This window comes from Bacillus sp. z26 (assembly GCF_058313635.1).
Genome location: NZ_JBZFQM010000001.1, coordinates 388,281 through 411,528, shown reverse-complemented (window position 1 = coordinate 411,528; position 23,248 = coordinate 388,281). Strand labels below are relative to the sequence as shown.

Annotated in this window: 15 protein-coding genes; 8 read left to right on the top strand and 7 right to left on the bottom strand. The window is 39.3% G+C overall.

Going from position 1 to position 23,248, the window contains the following annotated elements; genetic code table 11:
• Window positions 1–92 precede the first annotated feature (92 nt).
• The gene (locus AC4G3K_RS01930) at window positions 93–7,268 is read left to right on the top strand and encodes a DUF7927 domain-containing protein (protein ID WP_491132275.1); all 7,176 of its coding nucleotides are present in this window, start codon (window positions 93–95) and stop codon (window positions 7,266–7,268) included.
• 247 nt (window positions 7,269–7,515) lie between these two features.
• Here the strand turns inward: AC4G3K_RS01930 and AC4G3K_RS01925 are convergent, their stop codons facing one another.
• Complete coding sequence (locus tag AC4G3K_RS01925; protein WP_491132274.1) at window positions 7,516–7,806, bottom strand: hypothetical protein; 291 nt, start codon at window positions 7,804–7,806, stop codon at window positions 7,516–7,518.
• Between the two features lie 258 nt (window positions 7,807–8,064).
• Between AC4G3K_RS01925 and ypfJ the strand changes: the two genes are divergently transcribed.
• Window positions 8,065–8,892 carry a KPN_02809 family neutral zinc metallopeptidase gene (gene ypfJ, locus AC4G3K_RS01920; RefSeq protein ID WP_491132273.1) on the top strand — a complete coding sequence of 276 codons (828 nt, stop codon included), beginning with the start codon at window positions 8,065–8,067 and terminating at the stop codon, window positions 8,890–8,892.
• 232 nt (window positions 8,893–9,124) lie between these two features.
• Here the strand turns inward: ypfJ and AC4G3K_RS01915 are convergent, their stop codons facing one another.
• Window positions 9,125–10,300, bottom strand: a complete 1,176-nt coding sequence (locus tag AC4G3K_RS01915) for an ROK family protein (RefSeq protein ID WP_491132272.1) — start codon at window positions 10,298–10,300, stop codon at window positions 9,125–9,127.
• Window positions 10,301–10,490: 190 nt separating this feature from the next.
• Between AC4G3K_RS01915 and xylB the strand changes: the two genes are divergently transcribed.
• Together xylB and AC4G3K_RS01905 are read left to right on the top strand one after the other, a co-directional pair.
• Window positions 10,491–11,990 carry a xylulokinase gene (gene xylB, locus AC4G3K_RS01910; RefSeq protein ID WP_491132271.1) on the top strand — a complete coding sequence of 500 codons (1,500 nt, stop codon included), beginning with the start codon at window positions 10,491–10,493 and terminating at the stop codon, window positions 11,988–11,990.
• Window positions 11,991–12,187: 197 nt separating this feature from the next.
• The gene (locus AC4G3K_RS01905; protein WP_491132270.1) at window positions 12,188–13,828 is read left to right on the top strand and encodes a hypothetical protein; all 1,641 of its coding nucleotides are present in this window, start codon (window positions 12,188–12,190) and stop codon (window positions 13,826–13,828) included.
• A gap of 53 nt (window positions 13,829–13,881) precedes the next feature.
• Here the strand turns inward: AC4G3K_RS01905 and rarD are convergent, their stop codons facing one another.
• Window positions 13,882–14,790, bottom strand: a complete 909-nt coding sequence (gene rarD / locus AC4G3K_RS01900; RefSeq protein WP_491132269.1) for an EamA family transporter RarD — start codon at window positions 14,788–14,790, stop codon at window positions 13,882–13,884.
• A gap of 167 nt (window positions 14,791–14,957) precedes the next feature.
• A complete protein-coding gene (locus AC4G3K_RS01895) occupies window positions 14,958–15,206 on the bottom strand; it encodes a hypothetical protein (RefSeq protein WP_491132268.1) in 249 nt (82 codons plus the stop codon).
• A gap of 184 nt (window positions 15,207–15,390) precedes the next feature.
• Between AC4G3K_RS01895 and AC4G3K_RS01890 the strand changes: the two genes are divergently transcribed.
• A complete protein-coding gene (locus AC4G3K_RS01890) occupies window positions 15,391–16,110 on the top strand; it encodes an SGNH/GDSL hydrolase family protein (RefSeq protein ID WP_491132267.1) in 720 nt (239 codons plus the stop codon).
• A gap of 132 nt (window positions 16,111–16,242) precedes the next feature.
• On the opposite strand, the gene trhO is transcribed toward AC4G3K_RS01890, so the two are convergent.
• Together trhO and AC4G3K_RS01880 are read right to left on the bottom strand one after the other, a co-directional pair.
• Window positions 16,243–17,208 (bottom strand): oxygen-dependent tRNA uridine(34) hydroxylase TrhO, encoded by a 966-nt coding sequence (gene trhO / locus AC4G3K_RS01885; protein ID WP_491075589.1) that lies wholly within the window; start codon window positions 17,206–17,208, stop codon window positions 16,243–16,245.
• Window positions 17,209–17,460: 252 nt separating this feature from the next.
• Entirely contained in the window at window positions 17,461–18,459 is a 999-nt protein-coding gene (locus AC4G3K_RS01880; RefSeq protein WP_491132266.1) for an acrylyl-CoA reductase family protein, read from the bottom strand.
• 327 nt (window positions 18,460–18,786) lie between these two features.
• Between AC4G3K_RS01880 and AC4G3K_RS01875 the strand changes: the two genes are divergently transcribed.
• The 3 genes from AC4G3K_RS01875 to AC4G3K_RS01865 all read left to right on the top strand — a co-directional run bounded on the left by AC4G3K_RS01875 (window position 18,787) and on the right by AC4G3K_RS01865 (window position 22,707).
• Window positions 18,787–18,987 carry a cold-shock protein gene (locus AC4G3K_RS01875; RefSeq protein WP_049670461.1) on the top strand — a complete coding sequence of 67 codons (201 nt, stop codon included), beginning with the start codon at window positions 18,787–18,789 and terminating at the stop codon, window positions 18,985–18,987.
• A gap of 170 nt (window positions 18,988–19,157) precedes the next feature.
• Entirely contained in the window at window positions 19,158–19,709 is a 552-nt protein-coding gene (locus tag AC4G3K_RS01870) for a 2'-5' RNA ligase family protein (RefSeq protein WP_491132265.1), read from the top strand.
• Between the two features lie 1,195 nt (window positions 19,710–20,904).
• Entirely contained in the window at window positions 20,905–22,707 is a 1,803-nt protein-coding gene (locus AC4G3K_RS01865) for a S9 family peptidase (RefSeq protein ID WP_491132264.1), read from the top strand.
• Between the two features lie 81 nt (window positions 22,708–22,788).
• On the opposite strand, the gene AC4G3K_RS01860 is transcribed toward AC4G3K_RS01865, so the two are convergent.
• On the bottom strand, window positions 22,789–23,127 hold the full coding sequence (locus tag AC4G3K_RS01860; protein WP_491132263.1) for a heme oxygenase: 339 nt from the start codon (window positions 23,125–23,127) through the stop codon (window positions 22,789–22,791).
• Between the last annotated feature and the right edge of the window lie 121 nt (window positions 23,128–23,248).

The window sequence follows — 23,248 nt, the reverse complement described above, 5'->3', positions numbered from 1 at the left end:
CTAATAGAAAATATGAGGAAAGGAGATAGTCAGTTAAATTAGTCCGGGCAACTTTTAGTTGCTACAAAAACTTCATAAAGGGTGTGTGATACATGAGATCGACTCGGAGTAAGTCTTACAAAAAGATGCGCTTGAGAAAAAGAATGTTTTCGGTTCTGACATTGCTTTTTCTTCTTGTGCAAACCATTTTAACTCCGGTAACTCAGTATGTTAGTGCAAACAGTACATCTGTTGAATTGAGCTTTGACAAACAGTCTGCTCTCGAAGGAGAAGTACTGACAGCCACGCTAACGGATAGTGGAGAAGATTCTGGTGCATTAACATTCTCTGTGCCGACTGGATTGAGTATTAAACAGATAACTGAAGGTGAAGACAATATCACCATCAGTGAACAAGATGCCCAATCCTTAAGTTTCAATTGGAAGGAGGAAAGTGAAAAAGTTGCGAAAGTAGAGGTATCAGCAGAGACTGCTGGTAACTACATACCGCAGCTCATTTCTCAGAATGGAGGTGTTAAATCTGTTGCGATTCAGGTCACAGCCCCAGAACCAGAAGTGACAACTGAAGAAACTGAAGTACCAAAAGAACCAGTAGAAGCAACAGAAGAAGAGACTGAAGTTCTAACAGAACCTGCAGAACCAACAGAGGAAGAAACTGAAGGTAAATCTGAAAAAACAACTGAAGAAAAAACGGAAGATGTACCTGCTAATCTTCCAGCAGTAAATGAGTCGGAAGAAAAAGTTCAAGATGAAGAACTCAGTAGTAATACTGAGGAAGACTCAACTGGAGAAGAGGATAAAAAGTCTTCTAAAGCAAGTAGAGCATTAGCATATGTACCATCTCATCCAGGTGAAGATAGTGATTCTACTGCAAATTTATCAGCACCTGGAGACATTAGGTTACCTATTACCATTCGTGATTTTAAGGCGGATGGATATTTATTTGAATCGAATTTAAGTTATATTGGTTTAGTAGAAAACTTGGTGAACGGAGATATTGGTGAGGATAAAAAGCCTGTATATACAGATGAAATGATGAAATATACAAAGAGTATATTTTATCCCGAAGCTCCGTCACTTACAGATGATCAAATCAAAACGAAACTTAATGAATTATTTAATAATTCACCAAACAATATGGCGTTATCAACATATTTACCGCTGAATAAAAACGAGAAAGATATGTATGTTTATTACAGTGATCAATTTTATCCAATAGATAATCAACTATTTGGGAATGAAGGAAGACACCACAATTATCATTTCTCATTAGAGATGCACACTAAATTCACTTATACAGGTGGAGAAGAGTTTACATTTACAGGTGACGATGATGTGTGGGTTTTCATTAATGGAAAGCTTGCTATAGATTTGGGCGGTGTTCATCGCGAACTATCTAAAACTATAAAATTGGATGAAATGGCTAGTACGTTGGGAATAGAAAAAGGAAAAGACTATGATTTTGACTTTTTCTATATGGAAAGACATACTGAAAAGTCCAACTTGAAAATCACGACATCTATTAAATTTGAGCCCAAAGTGAGTGCAGTGAAGGAAGTCGATAAGACTTCAGCATTAAATGGAGAAGAGTTAACGTATACATTCACGGCTTCTAATACAGGGGTAAAAGATGCGACAAATGTTGAGTTGACAGATACTCTTGATCAAGGCTTAACATTTATTGAAGATTCAGTAACTGTTAATGGAAACTCTGTCAATAACGCAAAATACGATAAAAATACTAGGCTTCTAACGATTCCAATTGGCGAAATGAAGGCTGGTGAATCTGCCGTAATTCGTTTTAAAGCTAAGGTTAATGTGAATGAAGCATTATTCAATGCTCAGAATAAATATGATCTTTACAATAAAGGTAAAATTGATGGCACTGATACGAATGAAGTTAAAACAACAATCACTGGACCTGACCTGAATATATCTAAACTAGTACAGGTTAAAGATTCAGATGGAGAGCCATCAGAAAGAGTAGTTGCTGGAGAAAGAGACAGGGTAAAATACACGATTAATGTGACTAATAAAGGTGGAAACCAAGTATCACCTTTTACAATTAGTGATGTTATTCCTGATGGTCTAACCTATGTAGATGGTTCAGTCAAAGCAAGGTCTACTGATCCAAATGCAAAACCAACTCCTTCCTATGATGAAGGAATCTTGGAGATATATGTTAAAGAACTAGCGAAAGATCAGACAATAACCATTACCTTTGAAGCTATAGTCGATGAATTGGGACAAAATATAGATTCTAAAGAAATACCAAACATTGCAAAGATTGGAGATTCTATAGAATCTAAGCCTGCTATAGTTGATGTGACAAAATCACATTTGAAATCAATAAAAACTGTAGATAAAGAAAATGCTAAACCAGGTGACGAGTTAACATACACGATCAAGGTGGAAAATGATAGTAAAGTCGCCCAAAAAGGCGTAACCGTTGTAGACAAATTACCAGCAGGTGTAACCTTAGTGAAAGGCTCTGTCAAGATAGATCTCGAAGGAGCGAAATTCACGCATGAAGACGGTGTGTTAACGGTGACAGCGGATAAGCTGCAAAGCAAAGCCGTGATGACCATCACCTTTAAAGTGACGGTCAATGAATTGGCTGAAGGTGTATACAGCACAACGTTGAAAAACGTAGCTGTCGTCAATGGTGAGGAAACACCTGAAGTTCCAACCGACGTGAAGATTCCACATCTCACTTCCACGAAAGAAGTGGATAAAGCCAATGCCAAACCAGGTGATGAGTTAACGTACACGATCCGAGTGGAAAATGATGGGGCATCCGTCCAAGAAGGTGTGACTGTTGTCGACAAATTGCCAACAGGTGTTACCTTTGTGAAAGATTCCATCCATGTAGACTTGGAAGGAGCGGAAGTCAAGCATGAAGACGGTGTGTTAACGGTGACAGCAGATAAGTTGGAAAGCGAAGCTGTGATGACCATCACCTTTAAAGTGACAGTGGATGAATTGGCAGAAGGCCAATACAGCACAACGTTGAAAAACGTAGCTGTCGTCAACGATGTGCCAACGGAAGAAACGATAACCGATGTGAAGATTCCGCATCTAACTTCCACGAAAGAAGTGGATAAAGCGAATGCCAAACCAGGCGATGAGCTCACGTACACGATCCAAGTAGAAAACGATGGGGCAGCTACACAAGAAGGTGTGACCGTAGTTGATGAATTGCCAACAGGCGTAACCTTAGTAAAAGACTCCATCCAGGTAAATCTTAAAGGAGCCGAAGTCACGCATGAAGACGGTGTGTTAACAGTGACAGCGGATAAGCTGGAAAGCGAAGCTGTGATGACCATCACCTTTAAAGTGACAGTGAATGAACTGGCGAAAGGCGAATATAGTACAACGTTGAAAAACGTAGCTGTCGTCAATGGTGAGGAAACACCTGAAGTTCCAACCGACGTGAAGATTCCACATCTCACTTCCACGAAAGAAGTGGATAAAGCCAATGCCAAACCAGGTGATGAGCTCACCTACACGATCCAAGTAGAAAACGATGGGGAAGCGGTCCAAGAAGGTGTGACTGTTGTCGACAAATTGCCAACAGGCGTAACCTTAGTGGAAGATTCCATTCAGGTAAACTTGGAAGGAGCCGAAGTCACGCATAAAGACGGTGCGCTAACGGTGACAGCGGAGAAGTTGGAAAGCGAAGCCGTGATGACCATCACCTTTAAAGTGACAGTGAATGAACTGGCGAAAGGTGAATACAGTACAACGTTGAAAAACGTAGCCGTAGTCAACGGTGAGGAAACAAAAGAAGCGCCAACTGATGTGAAAATCCCGCATCTAACCGCCACGAAGGAAGTGGATAAAGCGAATGCCAAACCAGGCGATGAGCTCACGTACACGATCCGAGTGGAAAATGATGGGGCAGCTACACAAGAAGGTGTGACCGTAGTTGATGAATTGCCAACAGGCGTAACCTTAGTAAAAGACTCCATCCAGGTAAATCTTAAAGGAGCCGAAGTCACGCATGAAGACGGTGTGTTAACAGTGACAGCGGATAAGCTGGAAAGCGAAGCTGTGATGACCATCACCTTTAAAGTGACAGTGAATGAACTGGCGAAAGGCGAATACAGCACAACGTTGAAAAACGTAGCCGTAGTCAATGGTGAGAAAACACCAGAAGCGCCAACTGATGTGAAAATCTCGCATCTAACCTCCACCAAAGTAGTGGATAAAGCGAATGCCAAACCAGGCGAAGAGCTCACGTACACCATCCAAGTGAAAAATGATGGGGCAGCTGCACAAGAAGGTGTAACGGTTGTCGATAAATTACCGACAGGCGTAACCTTAGTGGAAGATTCCATCAAGGTAGACGTGGAAGGAGCGAAATTCACGCATGAAGGCGGTGTGGTAACGGTAACAGCGGATAAGTTGGAAAGCGAAGCTGTGATGACCATCACCTTTAAAGTGACAGTGGATGAATTGGCAAAAGGCGAATACAGCACAACGTTGAAAAACGTAGCTGTCGTCAATGATGTGCCAACGGAAGAAACCATAACCGACGTGAAAATCCCGCATCTAACCGCCACGAAGGAAGTGGATAAAGCGAATGCCAAACCAGGTAATGAGCTCACGTACACCATCCGAGTGGAAAATGATGGGGCAGCAGTTCAAGAAGGTGTGACCGTAGTTGATGAATTGCCAACAGGCGTAACCTTAGTAAAAGATTCCATCCAGGTAAATCTTAAAGGAGCGGAAGTCACACATAAAGACGGTGTGGTAACGGTGACAGCTGATAAGCTGGAAAGCAAAGCCGTGATGACCATCACCTTTAAAGTGACAGTGAATGAATTGGCGAAAGGTGAATACAGTACAACGTTGAAAAACGTAGCTGTCGTCAATGGTGAGGAAACACCTGAAGCGCCAACTGATGTGAAAATCCCGCATCTAACCTCCACGAAGGAAGTGGATAAAGCGAATGCCAAACCAGGCGATGAGCTCACGTACACGATCCGAGTGGAAAATGATGGGGCAGCGGTCCAAGAAGGTGTGAGCGTAGTTGACGAATTGCCAACAGGCGTGACATTTGTAGAAGGCTCTGACGAGGTAAATCTGGAAGGAGCGAAATTCACGCATGAAGACGGTGTGGTAACAGTAACAGCGGATAAGTTGGAAAGCAAAGCTGTGATGACTATCACCTTTAAAGTGACAGTGGATGAATTGGCGAAAGGCGAATACAGCACAACGTTGAAAAACGTAGCCGTAGTCAACGGTGAGGAAACACCAGAAGCGCCAACTGATGTGAAAATCCCGCATCTAACCTCCACGAAGGAAGTGGATAAAGCGAATGCCAAACCAGGCGATGAGCTCACGTACACCATCCGAGTGGAAAATGATGGGGCAGCTACTCAAGAAGGTGTGACGGTTATTGATGAATTACCGACAGGTATGACATTAGTGAACGGTTCCATCCAGGTAGATCCAGAAGATGCAGAAATCACGTATGAAGACGGTGTGTTAACGGTGAAGGCTGAGAAGTTGGAAAGCAAAGCCGTGATGACCATCACCTTTAAAGTGACTGTGAATGAACTGGCGAAAGGTGAATACAGCACAACGTTGAAAAACGTAGCCGTAGTCAATGGTGAGGAAACACCAGAAGCGCCAACTGAAGTGAAGATTCCACATCTAACCTCCACGAAGGAAGTGGATAAAGCGAATGCCAAACCAGGTGATGAGCTCACGTACACCATCCGAGTGGAAAATGATGGGGCAGCGGTCCAAGAAGGTGTGACCGTAGTTGACGAATTGCCAACAGGCGTAACCTTAGTGAAAGATTCCATCCAGGTAAACTTGGAAGGAGCCAAAGTCACGCATGAAGAAGGCGTGTTAACGGTGAACGCTGAGAAGCTGGAAAGCAAGGCCGTGATGACCATCACCTTTAAAGTGACAGTCAACGAACTGGCAGAAGGCGAATACAGTGCAACGTTGAAAAATGTAGCCGTAGTCAATGGTGAGGAAACACCAGAAGCGCCAACTGAAGTGAAGATTCCACATCTAACCTCCACGAAGGAAGTGGATAAAGCGAATGCCAAACCAGGTGATGAGCTCACGTACACCATCCGAGTGGAAAACGATGGGGAAGCGGTCCAAGAAGGTGTGACGGTTGTCGACGAACTACCAACAGGCGTAACCTTAGTGAGAGATTCCATCCAGGTAGACTTGGAAGGTGCCGAAGTCACACATGAAGAAGGCGTGTTAACGGTGAACGCTGAGAAGCTAGAAAGCAAAGCCGTGATGACCATTACCTTTAAAGTGACAGTCAATGAATTGGCAGAAGGCGAATACAGCGCAACATTGAAAAATGTCGCAGTTGTTAACGATATTCCAACGCCAGAAGCTACAACTGAAGTGAAAATTCCGCATCTATCTTCCATCAAGGAAGTGGATAAAGAAATTGCCAAACCAGGCGACACAATTGGCTATACCATTACGGTTACCAATGATGGAGAAGCTGATCAAGAGAATATTGTAATCACGGATAAGCTTGCCTCTGGCCTTACTTTCCTAGAGGATTCTGTGAAAGTAACAGTTAATAATGAGAGTGTAGAGGCCGATGTAGATTATAAAGATGGTGTTCTAACTTACTCATTAGATAAAATGGCCGTAGGAGATACCGTGACAATTGATTTTGACACGATTGTAAATCCATTAGATGATGGTGTATTCAACAGTGAAATTAGTAATATTGCAGTTGTCAACGGTGAGGAAACAAATGAAGTTATTACAGAGATTACCGTTGATCCTAATTACAATTTCACAATTAACAAAACCGCTGATAAGAAAGAAGCGCAAGTCGGAGAAACTATTACCTATACAATTGACGTAACGAACACAGGCAATAAAGCGTTGACTGATGTTCAGGTGGTTGATGAAATGGTTGGTCTTAATGAAGTCATCAACAAGCTTGATGTAGGTGAAACCAAAACATTTACAGTCAAATATAAGATTACTGCGGAAGACGTTGGTGAATTAACGAACGTTGCCGTGGCGAAGGTAGTTGTAGATGGTAAGGAACTGGTTAAGGAAGGTTCTGTAACCGTGAAAGTATCTAAACAAGATGCACCGGTTGTTGCACCAAAAGAGGAACCGACTATTTTTGGACCAGTAGTGCAAACTGTGAATAAATTTATTGATAATCCTAAAACTGGTCAAGCTACCTTAAATATTCTTTTAGTTTTAGGTATATTCTTGATTGCTGGAAGCGGATTGTATGTTTGGAAAAGAAAACAGTAAGCTTTCAGAGTGAGTGAATAGTAGTTTAACAGAAAACCAGCTTGAGTTTGACTCAGGCTGGTTTTCTTATTTATAGAATAAGCTGTCTGCATGGGTACGAAGTCATTTTAATCGTCTTGTAGCCTGGTACTTCTCTCTTTTCTGGTTGGAAATGTCTAAAAGGCAGAGGGTCATATAGGCCCTCTTTTTGATAGGGACTTGTTTTTAGAAGAATACGTTTTTAGATGTGAGAGGGGTATTACGAGGTTTAATGTGTATACAGATTTCTTAAGTCAGACTTGAATTCTTTGTAAAGATGCGCTTGTCCCAAAGATTTGGCCAGATTCATAAGATCTAGATAGTCGTCTGATGTAAGGGCGGCTTCGTCTAAACTATGCAGATAATCATAACGGAACGTTCTTTTTCTTAAATGATAAATAGGTTCTTTAAAATAGACAGTGGCTGTTTGTTTGGTGTTGTCGACTTGGGCAATAACTCCTTCTCTCTTTTCACCTTTTTCAATAATAAAAACCGGTTTACCCACTTTGAATGCTTCCATTTTTAAACATCCTTTATTATTGATTTTTTATACTTCTTTGTATCTTATATATATACCCTTTGGTCTAAATTAGTACTCTATTCAATGGATGTAAGCGAAAATAATAGAATATGACTAGGAAGTATAAACAGAATGAGATATTCGGCTCAACTTTATTACATTTGGAAATAAGTTAATCTCTCAGGCGCAACGAATTATTTCCAATCATTTAGGGGTATAAGCTATACAGAGGATTACAGTAGATTAGGAGGAAGTTGTATGAAATGGAAGGGCAGAAGAGCCAGTACAAACGTGGAAGACCGCAGAGGAATGAGCAGTAAAGGAATCATCGGCGGCGGTATTGGCGGAATTATACTATTACTAGTGGTGACTTTATTGGGTGGAAATCCTACCGAACTATTAAATCAGTTGGGAGGAGGAGCCTCTACCAATACAACCAATACAGAGTACGTTGGAACACAGGAAGAGGAAGAATTGGCAGAGTTTGTATCCATTGTATTAGCTGATACAGAGGAGGTTTGGACGAAGCTTTTTAAAGAAGAAGGGTTGGTATATGAAAAGCCTACTCTTGTTATTTATAATGATAGTGTTCAGTCAGCCTGTGGGACAGCCGGGTCATCCGTTGGACCATTCTATTGTCCGGGCGACCATAAGCTCTATATAGATTTAAGTTTTTATGATGAGCTAAAAAAGGAGTTTCAAGCACCGGGTGATTTTGCAATGGCCTATGTCGTTGCCCACGAAGTCGGTCACCATGTACAAACCTTGCTGGAAACCGATAAAAATCAGCAGCGTGCCAACTCCAAGGACTATTCGATTCGCTTTGAACTGCAAGCTGATTATTTAGCTGGTGTTTGGGCTCACCATGCAAAGAGTATGGATTTGCTGGAAGAGGGTGACCTGGAAGAGGCGATCACAGCAGCGAGTGCCGTTGGTGATGATACGATTCAAAAAAGGGCTCAAGGCTATGTGGTCCCGGAAAGTTTTACCCACGGTACATCTGAGCAACGAATGCGCTGGTTTAAAAAAGGATATAAATCCGGTAACTTAGAGGATGGAGATACGTTTAAGATAAAGAATCTATAAGGAAGAAAGAGCAGCCTCGAGGATTGCCAGTTGCACTTAAGAGATTGAAATTAGAAATGGCAATAGATTCTTTTGTCAAAAAGTAGATGAATGAACAACTAGATAATTCTTAAAAACACATTATAAACGAGCTATGAATTCTCTCATAGCTCGTTTTATTTAACTTTCATATTCTTTTTATTATAAGCCTGGATTCCCTTTTGGTGAATTCTTCATTTAAAAGGCCAACTTCCTACTGGTTAACCTTTGATTGCTTACAAATCATTTCGATGAAATTTTCAATGGCAAAGGCTGATACACCAAGGGCGGCTGAATAGATGGAAAGATTGGAAAATTGTATTTCCAAGTGTGATTTGCTGACATCTAATGCACATTCTTTCACAACTTCTTCCACTTGATCTTTGATCCATTCTTTTGCCATGGCGAGACGGTTTCCAATGATGATTTGCTCAGGATTCAAGGTGTTGACGATGTTGGCTATGCCGATTCCGAGGAATTTTGCTGTTTCTGCAAAAATTGCTTGAACCTGTTTATCATTGGCTGCTTGTTCAATTAATTTTTCCAGTGTCCATTCTTCATTTGTTGCGAGGATGGAAGAGGCCTTTTTAATCAGTGCTTTTTCAGACGCATATAATTCCCAGCAGCCTTTGCTTCCGCAGGAACATGGCAACCCATCGTATTGAATGATCATATGGCCCATTTCACCGGCAAATCCGTTTGACCCAGGGTAAAGCTCGCCGTTTAGGATCATTCCAACGCCTATTCCAATTCCGGCACTTATATAGACCATATGATCTGATGAGTGGGAGGACCTCATCTTTCTTTCCGCAAAAGCCCCGGCATTTGCTTCATTTTCAATCAGGACGGGCAGATTGAATTCATTCTGAATTTGTTCTTTTAATTTCTTATGTTCCCAATTCAAATTGGGAGCGAGTAAGAGTTCGCCTTCTTTATTAACTGTTCCGGGAACGGCCAAGCCAATCCCTACTACTCCATATGTACTCTTAGGAGCGGAAGAGAGGAGGGAGCGAATCATATCTGTTATGATTTGGACTGCTTCGTCATAGTTTGGATTCATAGCAGGTTGTTTGAGCTCTTTGACGATAGATCCACTTAAATCGGTGAGAACACCAAGTATGTAATTAACCCCGATATCGATTCCAATCACATGGGCTGTTGAATGTTGAAAGAGAAGCATGACCGGACGTCTGCCGCCGCTCGATTCTCCTGGTCCGGTTTCATGACAGATATCGGCTTCCAAAAGCTCGTTGACGAGGGAAGAAACGGTTCCTTTTGTCAGGCCGAGTTTATGCGCTACATCTGATCTTGAAATGGGTGCATCCTCGCGAATGGTCTCCAATATTTTTTGTTTATTATTGATTTTAATGGTTTGCTGATTCCACTTCATATTTATACTCCTTCTTTTTATCCCTATTGTTAGTTATACCATATTCTAAAAAAATAAAAAACTTAGTTCATCCATTAGACAAACTAAGTTTTCGGTGCTAAAATTAAAGGTATAAATAATGTAAGCGATATCAAAAAGTGTGCGGGTTGCCATACCTGTGTATTTATCATAGAGAATGGGAGTGGCGTAGATGAGATATGTGATTGGGATTGATCTTGGGACGAGTTCGGTAAAAACATTGCTAATGAATCAAGAGGGTGAAATATGCGGGGAAGTGTCCAAAACGTATCCGCTGATTCATGAAAAGTCCGGTTATAGTGAGCAGGATCCGGAGCAATGGGTGTTACGAACAAAGGAAGCTTTAAAGGAATTAGTGGAACCGTTAAATGGGGACCTTTCATCCATTGAGGGAATCAGTTTTTCAGGACAAATGCATGGGCTGGTAATGGTGGATGTTGATCTAGACATATTGCGCCCAGCCATTCTTTGGAATGATACAAGGACAACGGCTCAGTGTCAAACCATCTATGATAAGGTCGGGAAAGAGAAGCTGATTGCTATTACAAAAAATCCGGCATTGGAAGGTTTTACATTACCTAAGCTTTTATGGGTAAAGGAACATGAACCAGCTATCTATGAAAAAATGGCCTACTTCATGCTGCCTAAAGACTACCTCCGTTATCGAATGACTGGTGTTATTCACAGCGAATATTCGGATGCAGCTGGAACACTCTTGCTTGATGTCGGCAATAAATGCTGGAGCGAGGAGATTTGCAGGATCATGGATATTAAAGCTGAGATATGCCCCCCATTGGTTGAATCACATGCTTGTGTGGGTACCCTTGTTCCTGAATTTGCAGAAGAGGCAGGCTTGCTTCCGGAAACGAACGTTTTTGCTGGTGGAGCTGATAATGCTTGCGGAGCCATTGGGTCAGGAATCTTACATGATGGGCAAACTTTATGCAGTATTGGAACTTCGGGTGTCATCCTTTCTTATGAAGAATCAGGAAAGCGTGATTTCAGCGGTAAGGTCCATTATTTTAATCATGGAGAAGAGGACGCCTACTATACGATGGGGGTAACCTTGTCAGCAGGTCAAAGCTTAGCTTGGTTTAAGGAACAATTTGCACGTGAAGAGTCCATGGACGAATTGTTGGATGGCCTCCAATCGATTCCGCCTGGCGCAAGTGGGCTTCTCTTTACCCCGTATCTTTCCGGGGAAAGGACGCCTCATCCAGATGCAAAGATTCGCGGAAGTTTTATTGGAGTGGATGCCATGCATACACGCCTTCATTTTGCCCGGTCTATTATAGAAGGAATTACGTTTTCCTTGCATGAATCAATTGAAATTTTCCGTGAAAATGGAAAAACCATTAATCGCGTGGTCTCCATTGGCGGAGGAGCTAAAAATGAGACATGGCTCCAAATTCAGGCCGATATTTTCAATGCGACAGTCGTTAAATTAAAGAGTGAGCAGGGGCCGGCCGTCGGAGCAGCCATGCTTGCGGCGTATGGCTGTAATTGGTTCTCTTCCTTAAAGGAATGTGCTGAAGTTTTCACGGTTACTGGTAAAGAATACGAACCAATCGCGGAAAATGTAGAAATCTATCAAGCTTTGTTCCGCTTATATAAACAAATCTATCATCAAACGAAAGAACTGAATGATGGATTAATGGAATTCCGTTTATAAAATAGAAGATTCTCAAGGAAGGTCGTCTGAAAGTCCATGAAAGTGACTTGCAGACGACTTTTTTTATGAATTACGCCAAGGACTCTTGCTCCCTTACGATATTGTAATCTTGTAATTATTCATACTATTAAGTATCTTTTTATTATTATGATATAATTTATACAACAACAGTATATTTGAAAGTGGGGGAGAGTTCTTTGGCTATCAGAATATCATCCATCTTGTTTTCTATATGCGTATTGTGTGTTCTGACGAGTTGTTCGGACAATGGCGGTACATCTTCTTATCGGGAACACGACGTGAATGATGATGCGTATGTCATGCTGAAGGAAACAGATTTGTATATTAAAGAAGTGGACCGTGATGTCGAAAAGGTAGATTCAGATGTTAGGGAGGACACGCTCCATTATCGGGATAATCATCACGGACTCATCTATATAAATGGAGACAATGATTTATACAGCTATAAAGAAGGGCAGAAAGAAAGAATTGCTGAAAAAGTATCTACCAGTAGACTGCCGTATCAAATCTCTTTTGACGAGAGCTCTCTTGCTTATATGACAGAGAAGGAAGATCAATTATACGTCATGTTTGATGAGGCTGATGCTGAGAAGATTCGTTCTAATATTGTCCAATATAGACTGTCAACAGACGGTGATCGCTTGTTTTATATAAATGAAAACAAAGAACTATATGTCTTTACGAAAGATCATGGGGAAGAAAAATTGGCCTCAAAGGTAGTGAATTTCCAAGAATCAGAGGATGGTACAAAGTTACTGATTTACACGGATGATGGGGAATTATATAGCAGGGACTTAGAAAAGAAAAAGAATGTTAAGATTCATGCGGATAGCCATGATTATGGCGGATTTCAGGTTGGAGATGATGGAGAATATTCGTATTTAGCTGACTATCAGGGGGATATAGGGGAACTTTACTGTGTATCTAATGAAAATGAAGTGATTAAAATCGCTTCTGATGTTCTGGATTATGAAAAAAAGGAAGAATCCTATGTTTATATGAACGGCAATCAGCAATTGCTTATGAAGGAGATTGGGGATCAAAAATCCGAAACGATTGCAGAGCACGTTGTGGACTTCTTTTTATTAAAAGATGATACTTATTATTTTGATGAGACGTATACGATGTACAGAGTGAATCATTCCGGTAATTCTACGGAAATAGCAGCTGAAGTCATGCTGGACTCTGCTAGCCAGCTTTGCTGGTCGATTGTAGATGATCAAATTATCTATTTATCAGCGGACCATTCTTTAATTTTGGACGGGAAGAAAATTGCGAATGATGTGACCAGTTTTGTATCCTATGTGGATCATGTCGTATATACGACTGAAGATGAACAAGTAAAATCCTTCAGTGTTCATAATACGGATGATCAGCAAACGTTTGAATATGCGGATACCTACACGAAAATTTATTATGGTAATCAATTGGTCTACAACAATATATTATCGTTGGCAGATATAGACGGAATTTGGGGAGTAGAGGGTACGGAAGAGGAAATTCTTGATGGATATGGAGAGGAATATGGCCCTTACTTTTTTGAGATTGTGATAGGTTCCGATCGTCATATGGGACATCTGATTATGTATGATGAAGAGGAGGAGCTTGTGATGGACCTGAATATAGAAGATTCTGATTCTGAATATATTAAAGTGACGACGGATGTAGAGGATGTTTCATTCATGTTCAAAAAAGTAAGTGATCAGAATTTAGATTTTATTTTTGGTGAAGATGAATTGGATTCCATTCCTCTTTATAAGTCCTCCGTTGAAGAACTTGAGTTATATTATGAAAAATATGAGATGGCTTACTTTTAATCCAATTTCAAAAAAGAGATGACTGTTTATTTGGTCATCTCTTTTCCTATGTTTTAGCTTGCGCCTTTTTTGTGCTTTTTTGCTCTGTAGAGATTGGACGCGGTGTAGATGATCAAAGCAATCCAAATAAACAGGAATGAAATTCCTTGAAGAAGGGTGAAGGTTTCATCATAGACCGTTACCGCCATCACTAACATAAGGGTTGGAGCTAAATATTGTAAGAATCCAATCATCGTATAGCTGATTCGTTTGGTTCCTTCCGCAAAAAGCAAGAGCGGAATGGCGGTTACAACGCCTGCTCCTACTAAGACTAAATCGACTTGAGTGCTGTAGGATAAAAACGCATGCTCGGCAAAGAATAAAAGATAGATCAGTGCAACCGGGGCAATAATCATGGTTTCGAGTGTTAAACCTGTCCACGGATTAATGGATACCATTTTCTTGATCAATCCGTATAACCCGAAGGTAAGCGCCATACATATCGCAGGCCAGGGGATAGAGCCTTGGCTCCATGTTAGAATAACCACACCGATCACTGCAGATAAAACAGCGATCTTTTCACCATTGCTTAGTCTTTCCTTTAAGAAAATCATCGCCAGTATGACATTGACGATTGGATTGATATAATAGCCCATGCTGGCGGATAGAATATTATTGCTATTGACTGAAAAGATAAAGATAAACCAGTTGGCTGAGATTAATAGAGTGGCAAGGGTAATCGCCAAGGTTAATTTAGGCTGTTTGAGTATGCTGCTGATTTCCCCAAAAACGCTTTTTGTTTTTCCAAAACAAAAGACAAGGAGCACCATAAACACAAAAGACCATAAAATCCGATGTGCCAATATTTCTAAATCAGATACATCACCGGCTAATTTCCAATAGACCGGGAGGCATCCCCATAAAAAATAAGCTCCGCCACCAGCTAAAATGCCGAGCTTTTTCTCTTTAGCTTGATTCTCCATGCTTACACTTCTTTCTTTATAACTTTCATTTGTACAAACTATTATACTCCTGATAATTAGATTAGGAAATACGTACGAATGATCTGCGGTTATAAACGGAGGGATAGATCCTATTTTGCTAAATGAGAGATGAATGTGTTGGTTATAGGTAATTCATATAAACTATCTTACAATCTTAGATTTACAGGATTCGATTCTACAGGTGAGAGTGGCAAGCAGACATTTATGTACCTCTCCACTACAACTAAGTGAATACCTTCAACAAAAAAATCCACATAATGCCATATGGAATCTCCCGTTTGCTGGGAAACGAATGGATGGAGATTCGGACTGTATAAACGGGAAGCCAATCCAAGAAAAACACATAGGAGAACAGCAGTTAAATAAAACAGTCTATTGATTGTGGCAGTATTCATCCTAAACTCACTCATTTTCTATTGGTTTATTAGTAGTATATGAGAGATGAACGGCAAAATTTTCAGTAACTTAACATGAGCATTCCTTGAACCGTTTTAGAAATATTCTTGATATAATGAAAGTGATAAAGAATTATCATGATTTGCAACTTAGAATCTACTAAATGATTTGAGGGGATTGCCTATGAAATTAATATGTTTTGGTGATAGTTTAACGCGGGGAGTATCGTTTGTTAAAGGACGATTGAGAATTTTAAAAAATAATTACCCTGCCTATTTACAGAAATTATTATCGGAAAATCAAGTCCATCAAGAGATTGGCCATGTTGAAGTGGTAAATAAGGGAGTATTCAATGATAACTCCGACTTGCTTTTAGATCGACTTGAAAAAGATATAATTCGTGAAAAACCGAACTATGTGATTATTGGAATTGGCGGAAATGATTGTGATTTCCCATGGAAAGAAGTAGCTGAAAAACCAAATGAAGAACACGAGCCAAAAGTACCTCTTGTACGGTATGCCAGTAATTTAAAAGAGCTCATATCCCGATTAAATTCATGCGGAATTACACCGGTCTTAACAACCCTGCCTCCATTGGATCCGGCTCGCTATTACCAGACAATCTCCAAACGTTTCGGCACAGAAGTCAGCCAATGGATATGCAAAGTGGGGGGGATATCCAGCTGGCACGCTACGTATAACAGTACCGTAAAAAATATCGCTGAAGAAATGGATGTATTCCTGATAGACGTGAGAAATGCGATTAAAAGCAGAGATCAGTTAAAGGATTTAATCAGTGATGATGGAATTCATCTGACTGAAAAAGGCTATGAAATCATGGCAGCTGAAATTTATGAAAACTTGGGTAAGCTATCTCCGAAAAGAGTGTTACAGAATCAATAATGTGCTATTAGGAATGTGCGTAAACATTTGAAATGGAATAGCCTTTATTTCTTTTCGAAAAGGGAACAGATTATAAGAATATATGAACTATAAATAAAAGGAGACCTTTCAATCGAAAGGTCTCCTTTACTATTATTCAGCTGAAATTAATTCTAGTTTACGCAGTCTTTCTGCAACCTCTTCCTCTGTTAAGTTATGCTCTACAACATAACGATTGCGAGGATGTACACGGCATTCATCTGTGCAGCTGCGCATATATTTATACTCATTTTCTTCACTGCAAAGAATCTGTTCGTTACATTCCGGGTTTGCGCAATTAACGTAGCGTTCACACGGTTCACCATCGAAGTGATCTCTTCCAACGATTACGTGCTCTACTTGGTTAATTGGAACAGCAATTCTTTCATCGAATACATACATTTGTCCATCCCATAATTGGCCCTGTACTTCGGGGTCTTTTCCGTATGTGGCAATTCCGCCATGCAGCTGACCGACATCTTTAAATCCTTCTCGTACTAACCAGCCGGAAAATTTCTCACAACGGATTCCGCCTGTACAATAGGTTAGGACGCGTTTTCCTTCAAACATTTCTTTATTATCACGAACCCATTGGGGAAGCTCACGGAATGTTTCAATGTCCGGCTTGATAGCACCGCGGAAATGTCCAAGTTCATATTCATAGTTATTACGTGCATCTAAAACAATGGTATTTTCATCCTGCAAGCCCTCGAAAAATTCTTTTGGGCTTAAGTATTGTCCAGTTAGTTCGTTCGGATTAATATCATCCTCTAAAGATAAATGAACAAGCTCAGGGCGTGGTCGCACATGCATTTTTTTAAAAGCATGACCGTCAGCTTCATCTATTTTAAAGACAATCCCTTCGAATTGAGGATCATTCTTCATCTTCTCCATATAAGCATTTGTTTGTTCTACTGTACCGGAAACTGTACCATTAATTCCTTCTTTGGCTACAAGTATACGGCCTTTTAGTTCAATTCCCTTACAAAAGGCAAGATGTTCCGCCGCAAATGCTGCAGGGTCTTCAATTGGAGTATAAAAATAATAAAGCAATACTCTGTATGGTTTGTTTTCTGTCATAATTCTTACCACCTAGTTTTTAATATTTGCAAGATACGTATTTAAAAGGTGATTTCAGATACTGTTCTTACACATCCAATTATTATAGCAAGTGTTAGTAAATTGTGCTAATTAAACAACTTATTTCCTTGAAAAAATAATCAGGACCTTTTGTATTAAATGGAAATGAGAAGATTGGCATAGATGCTCCTTTTCTGTATGTAAAAAACACCAATTCTTCTATTTAAAGAGAATTGGTGTTTTGCGTAGAAGTTAATCCTGGATTACGACGATTGTTCTGCCTCTTGCTTCACCTTTTAATAAGAGAGGGAATATGGAAGGCAGTTCATCAAGTGTCACTTCTTGCTGGATATGCTGCTCATACTGGTTAAGTTTTAGATCAGTTGCTAAACGTTCCCATATATGTCGACGTGTATTCATCGGGCATTGTACAGAATCAATTCCTAATAAATTAATTCCTCTTAAGATAAATGGGAAGACGTTGGTTGGAACCTTGGTGCCGGCTGTTAGTCCGCTGGCTGCAACAGATCCGCCATATTTAATTTGACTTAAAAGAGAAGCCAAAGGTTCACCGCCGACGGGATCCACACCAGCTGCCCATCGCTGTTTGCCCAAAGCACGAACTTTACCGTTGTAGACTTCATCCCTTGAAATCACATTTGTAGCACCGATTGATTTTAAGTACTCAGATTCATGTAATTTTCCTGTGCTGGCTTCAACCGTAAATCCGAGTTTTGATAAAAAGGAAACAGCAAAACTGCCGACACCGCCTGTAGCTCCTGTGACAACAACAGGCCCTTGATCAGGAGTCACTTGATTTTCTTGCAAACGCTGAACAGATAAAGCAGCGGTAAATCCAGCGGTTCCAATGATCATGGCTTCTTTTAAAGTAAGCCCTTTTGGAAGGGAGACGACCCAATCGGCAGGAATATAAGCATACTCTGCATATCCACCATCACGAGATACACCGATTTCGTAGCTGGTTGCGATTACTTCATCGCCTTCTTTAAAGCGCTTATCAGTCGATGAAACGATGATACCTGCAAGATCAATACCCGGTACCATTGGATAGGTTGTCACAATATTTCCATTCGGGATTGTTGCGAGGCTATCTTTATAATTCACGCCTGAATACTTTACTTTTATAAGTACTTCGCCGTTTTGCGGTGTATGTAACGGTTTTTGGATAAATTTAATAGCTGTTTGTTCCTCATGCTTCTCTACAATTAATGCTTTATAGTTTTGATTCATCGTTTTATCAGCTCCTTTCTTTCACTATATACCATTCTATAATGGACATGGAACATCCTTTGTAAAAGTAATCGACAGTTATTTGTTTTATTCCTATTCAAATAAGAAGGTAAACCCTTACAAAAGAATTTCCTAAAAGTCATGATTTAAAGAAAAATTTAAAAATAAATGAGGGAATCATTTGCTAATTCGTCAATAACCTGTTATTATAAGGAAGAATTATTTTTGTTTGATGTGATTGAAAGTTGAACAATTATTGTCGTCTTACGATCGAAAAGCAAGGATAGTAATACAATTGTGTGTTAGCACACTAGGAGGCAACAAAACATGGAACAAGGTAAAGTAAAATGGTTTAACGCAGAAAAAGGTTTTGGATTTATCGAGCGCGAAGGTGGAGACGATGTATTCGTACATTTCTCAGCTATCCAAGGTGAAGGTTTCAAAACACTTGACGAAGGTCAAGAAGTTACTTTTGAAGTAGAACAAGGTCAACGTGGACCTCAAGCTACTAACGTTCAAAAAAACTAATCTGAATCACACATAAATAAAACAGATCCTGGTTTCAGGGTCTGTTTTTCTTTGTATTAAAGTAAGGCTGTTTTCGTAAAGATTGTTGTTTTTGGTGTAATAATATCGATTATATATATTGAATTTTCTGTTAAAATAATTTAAACGGAAAATAGTGGGGGAGAAGAAGAATGAAAGTTGCGTATTTTATAGGAATTGTCCCACCTGAAGAATATTTGGAACGAATTGAACATTTTCAACGTAATTGGATTAAACAACCAGGTGTAGAACCTCACATAACTTTGAAAGCACAAGGGGGACTAACTCCCGATAAAAAATGGATAGACAAGGTACAAAAAGTATGTGACACTTTTAAACCTTTTCAAGTGTCATTAGATAAGCCAAACTATTTTGGAGATAGCATTTTATATTTGAGTGTTAACTCAAATAATTTACACAAATTGCATCAAAAAATAGTGCAAGAGATTTCGCTGTCAGAGGACTTAATAAAACAGTATTTTGAACTCGAAGACTTTGTACCTCACTTAACTCTAGGGAAAGAACAATACGGTGGAAACATTTCTACTGGACTCTCTAAAAAGGAATTAAAAGAAATGGAAAAATTAGCAGATAAGGAGTTGAAGCCATATCCTAATTTTAAAGTGAATTTTATTAGAGTATATGAACTAAACATTGAAGAGCAAAGATATGAAAGATATTTAGACATCTCTTTAAGCAATTGATCTCGCTATAACGAGGTCTTTTATTATGCACTTCTCAAAATATGGTCAAGAAAGCAACTAACTATGCGAAAACAGCCTAAAGTAAAAAGGTGACCAGGCTTCTTCTATAAAATTCCCTCATTAACTTCTCTAGTCTGCCTTCAGTAAAAAAAGAATAGGTTGATTTTTATCTTCATTTTCATTTCAGGATTTGTTAGTTCACAATGGAGATAGGCTCAAAATCCCGTCTTCACAAAAGAATTCTTTGTCGTTCGAACCATCCAAGATGAGATAAGTCTGTCGCAAAAGATAATCAATATTTTCTTTTCTAATCCAACGCATCTTCCTAAACACTTCATTTTGTCATCAAGTTCTCTAGATAGGGTTTCCGTCCCAACTGAACAAACCATGCTTCCTGTTTTGTATTTTTCCAGCTCTTCACTTGTTTTTATTAACCTGCCTGTTTTATGAAGCTGTTGTAGTGAAAAGTATAGCAATATGTAATACAGCTTCAATAGGGTTGCATGAAAGTGGCGAATAAATAAAGAAAACAAAAATACCCTGCTCCAGGCGAATAGAGCAGGGTATTTGAAACAGTAAAGCATATAATAGTATAACAGTTTTAAAGGTCGAATAGATTATAACATATAATGACAGGTGTAGCTAATAATAATTTGTTTAGTCATAAAGGTTCTATATCGTATAAAGTACATTGATTAAAGAGAGCGAGTTTTCTATAATTAAATGGATATATATGGAGGTGATATCCTGTTAGACCTGAGCTTACAAATAGTATAAGTGTTCGAGATTTTAAAGATTACTATTGATTAAAAGAAGAAGCTATTTCAGGTTCAAAGTTAGAGATTGCTAAACATATTGAAATGTATCTTAAAACAGGAGAAAAGAAAAGGCCGTCTAGAAAAGAAAAGTCCCATGCGAAACCAATAACCTCAGAAGAAGTTCTAAGCCTCGATACCACCATCAGAGAAAATCACCGTTGCAGACAAGAAGTAAGAGAGTTTTTTAAAACGGTGATCGCTATCCTTAATTTTTATCTCATCTAACCTTTTTTAATTTTGAACTTATGATTATCACGAATCAATAATTTTGTATAGCTCGTTTACGTTTCTTTGAAACTCGAAAGAAATAGGTTTTACATCATGTTTATTAGTTCGATTGTGTTATCTCAAAAAATATGAATATAAGGAGCTTGTACATGATTTCCTTTCCTAAGCCAGATGTAGAACTATTACTGCGAACTGTTTCAATTAATGATTTTACTGTCAGCCCCAATGAGAAACAGATTATCATCAGCACCAATATAAGTGGAAAATATAATCTTTGGGCCATGAATATGCCTAATGCTTTTCCCTATCGTCTGACATTTAATGATCAACCATCTGAGTATTTGCTTTATGATAAAAAAGGAAGATTTGTACTAGCTGGTTTTGATCACGACGGCGACGAAAACACTCAATTTTATGCTATGCCAACGTATGGCGGTACCCTGAAGAAAATAGTTTTTCAAGAGAATACACGTAATTTTCATCCTTTCTTATCGAAGGATGGTGAGAAATTATACTATACATCTTCCAAAGATAATATATCTTTCCTCAATAGTTATTGCTTACAGTTGAATACAGGAGAAGAGACCATGGTATTGGAAGGGAGTGAAAGTACTACAATATTGGCGGAAGTAAGTGAAGATGAATCCGCTATTCTCTATACGAAGCAATTTTCCAATACCAATATGCTTTATTATGTAAAAAAAGCCGATGAACATATTTTACTGACTCCGCCAACTGAAAATGAGCATACTGTTAGTGATGCCGTTATTGTTTCGGAAACTGAGGTCTATTTAGTCACGGATTATGATGCAGATTTTTCTTATTTAGCAAGCTTTAATTTAGAAACGAGGGAGTTTATTAAACTTAAAGAATTGCCGCAGGAGAGCTTCACAAATCTTATATATGATCAGAAAAACAAAATCTTATACATAACCTCTGAAAAAGGAGTAAAGGATTATTTATACGCCTATCATCTACAGAATCAAAGATGGCTAAAATTGAACCCTCCATGTGACCTTATAACGAAAAAGATGGTTGCAAATTCAGGTTCCCTCTACTTGCTTGGTAAAAGTTCTATCAAGCCTGCGAATTTATATAGGCTAAGCGGGGATGATGAATGGAACTCAATTACTGAAAATACCATAGTGGGCTTACAAGCAGAGGAATTAGTTGAACCGGACATAATAACGTATCCATCTTTTGATGGTCTCCCAATTGAAGCTTTATTCTATAAAGCAAAACCGGAATACGATAAAGGAGAAATGATACTGTGGCCGCATGGGGGTCCGCAGCATGCAGTACGAAAGTCTTGCAACCCATTATTCCAGTATCTATTAAATAATGGCTATAGTATTTTTGCACCGAACTTCCGGGGTTCTACAGGATATGGATTGGCTTTTACTAAAATGGTGGAACGTGCCTGGGGAGCAGGAGCCCGTTTAGATAATATTGCTGGTCTGGATTGGTTAATTGAACAAGGGCATGCAAAGAAAGGTAATATTTTCTTAATGGGAGGCAGTTATGGCGGCTATATGTCCTTGCTTTTACATGGACGCCATTCTGAATATTTTAAAGCAGTAGTAGATATTTTCGGTCCAACTAATTTATTTTCCTTTGTCGATTCAGTTCCGGAGGATTGGAAACCAATCATGGATGCTTGGGTTGGCCATCCAGAAAATGATCGAGATAAATTGGTTGAATACTCCCCTGTAACCTATCTTGAACAAATGACAAAACCAATGCTTGTTATTCAGGGTGCCAATGATCCGAGGGTAGTAAAGGCGGAATCCGATCAAATTGTACAGTCTCTTAAGGACAAGGGGAGGGATATTTCCTATATGGTGATAGAAGATGAAGGACACGGATTTGCTAAGAAGGAAAACGAAATCGCTGTGTATCGCAGGATTTTAGCTTTTTTTGAAGAGCATCGGCATAGTGTAGTGAAGGCTTAGTTATTTACATTATCAGTACTCAGGAAACATAAAGGGCTGGGCAAAATCATTAAAATGGTTTTAGCCCAGCTCTTTTACGTATTAGTTTATTGGTGCTGCTTCTTTTACGGAAGCGACGGTAAATGTAGTCTGTTGGCTTCCCAACATAGGAGAGTCTTGTTTAGCTGCATCGGGTTTGCCTTCCGGACGTTGGTGTGCTTTTTTGAAGGCATCACTGTTTTTCCAGGCAAGGAAGCTTTCTTCATCTTCCCAATACATATTAACGCTCATCTCATCGTATTCTGTTAACCCTTGTGTCAGTAATACTTCTACTTTAACAAATCCTTTGAATTTATCTAATTCGTTTCCGGAAGTAAAACGGCCAGCCATTTTTTCTGCGAAACCTGGTTTTGTTTTAATTTTGTTTTGAACAATAATCATAGAATCATTCTCCTTTTTATTTGTTTCTGGGAATATCTCAGATTACTTCTTTAAATCATTCTTGCACTCTTATTATATACCCTTTCCGAAAATTTCAAATTTATTATGCTTTGTGGTTTGT